At 47.4% G+C, this 1,340-nt stretch carries 2 protein-coding genes and 2 pseudogenes; 1 reads left to right on the top strand and 3 read right to left on the bottom strand.

Features of this window, described 5'->3' with window-relative positions; all coding sequences use genetic code 11:
- Positions 1 to 104: pseudogene (locus QZ506_RS01445) on the top strand (IS5/IS1182 family transposase); the annotation flags it as partial.
- A 169-nt stretch (positions 105 to 273) separates the two neighbouring features.
- Here QZ506_RS01445 and ribA read toward each other — a convergent pair.
- The 3 genes and pseudogenes from ribA to QZ506_RS01460 all read right to left on the bottom strand — a co-directional run bounded on the left by ribA (position 274) and on the right by QZ506_RS01460 (position 1,311).
- Positions 274 to 885: a GTP cyclohydrolase II gene (gene ribA, locus QZ506_RS01450; RefSeq protein ID WP_291968553.1), complete on the bottom strand. Its 612-nt coding sequence runs from the start codon at positions 883 to 885 to the stop codon at positions 274 to 276.
- A gap of 98 nt (positions 886 to 983) precedes the next feature.
- A pseudogene (locus QZ506_RS01455) lies at positions 984 to 1,163 on the bottom strand (IS1 family transposase); the annotation flags it as partial.
- A 34-nt stretch (positions 1,164 to 1,197) separates the two neighbouring features.
- Entirely contained in the window at positions 1,198 to 1,311 is a 114-nt protein-coding gene (locus tag QZ506_RS01460) for an IS1 family transposase (protein ID WP_291968551.1), read from the bottom strand.
- Positions 1,312 to 1,340: the final 29 nt, after the last annotated feature.

Consider the following 1,340-nt stretch of genomic DNA (forward strand, 5'->3'; position numbering starts at 1 on the left):
GTCTGAGAGACTACGATGCTCAGGTGGGCGAAGCCATGGCCATGGTCAAAGCGCTTAACCTGATCACGCTATCAGGAATGCCGAACAGTATTCGCATCACGTAACAATCGACCCGTATGGGGCGCAGTCGTTACAAGTTCTGATTTATTCAACAAAGCCTTTGATAATGGGATTGTTAGTATGAAGCATGAGAGTTACCTCGCGTTTTGTTTAAGGATTAGACACCCATATCAAAACCGGTAACTCTCAACCTTTTAAGGTCCAGTGTCAGATCTAGTCGCGACTAATACACGTAGGGAGATCCAACATATGGCCCATTTTGGCCGCTTTCGTTGCCAGATAGTGCTCATTTTTAGGGTTACGTCCCACGACTAACGGCACTCGTTCAACAATGTTGATGCCTGCATCGTTGAGGATTTTTACTTTTTGAGGATTGTTGGTCAGCAAACGTACTTCATTCACGCCCAATAGCTTGAACATATCCGCACATAGCGTGAAGTCGCGCTCATCAGCCGCAAACCCGAGTTGATGATTTGCTTCGACGGTATCGGCCCCTAGGTCTTGTAACGCATAGGCACGAATCTTGTTCAACAAGCCGATATTACGCCCTTCTTGTCGGTGATAGAGCAGCACACCCCGCCCCTCTTCAGCAATATGGCCCAATGCGGCTTCCAGTTGGAATCCGCAATCGCAGCGCAAGCTGAACAATGCATCACCGGTTAAACATTCGGAATGGACACGTGCCAGAACAGGCGCTGGACCGGAAATATCACCGAAAACCAGCGCGAGGTGATCGTGTCCTGTGGCTAACTCTTCGAATCCTACCATGAGGAAATCGCCCCAAGGGGTGGGTAATTTTGCTTCGGCCACCCGTTTAAGCTGCATTTTACATCTCCAACACAAAAAGATTGCGCATATCCTACTGCCGGATAACGCAATTAACCAGTAAAAACTGGTCGTGTATTCAATGAGTTGATGTAGCATCAAACGTAGTACTCGCGTTCGATGTAAGTACCGATGGTCCTATCGTGCATTTCGGATGATTTTAAATATCCGGGCGTCTTGCGATTGAGCCGTTGCAATCGGCTACGCAGTGTCAGATGTGCACGCTCAATACGCTGTGTATACAGCTTGCTAACAATGTGTTTTACTTTTGGAAATTCGTCGTTGTAAGCCCTGTAGCCATCCGTGTTTGCATTACTGACGACGGTAACGCTGATGGCCACTTTTGCCATAACCGTGTTTTTTCACAGGAGATGTCTGTTCACAAAACGGGCATCTTACATCAACTTTAGCCACTGTATTCCACATCCAAAACCGGACATTTCACACTGCAATCA

This window comes from Candidatus Symbiopectobacterium sp. (genome assembly GCF_020054415.1).
Taxonomy (GTDB): Bacteria; Pseudomonadota; Gammaproteobacteria; order Enterobacterales; family Enterobacteriaceae; genus Symbiopectobacterium.

What these genes read in the sequence shown, in the direction of transcription:
- ribA (WP_291968553.1), bottom strand. Translation starts at nt 885, where the DNA reads ATGCAGCTTAAACGGGTGGCCGAAGCAAAATTACCCACCCCTTGGGGC.
- QZ506_RS01460 (WP_291968551.1), bottom strand. Translation starts at nt 1,311, where the DNA reads ATGTGGAATACAGTGGCTAAAGTTGATGTAAGATGCCCGTTTTGTGAA.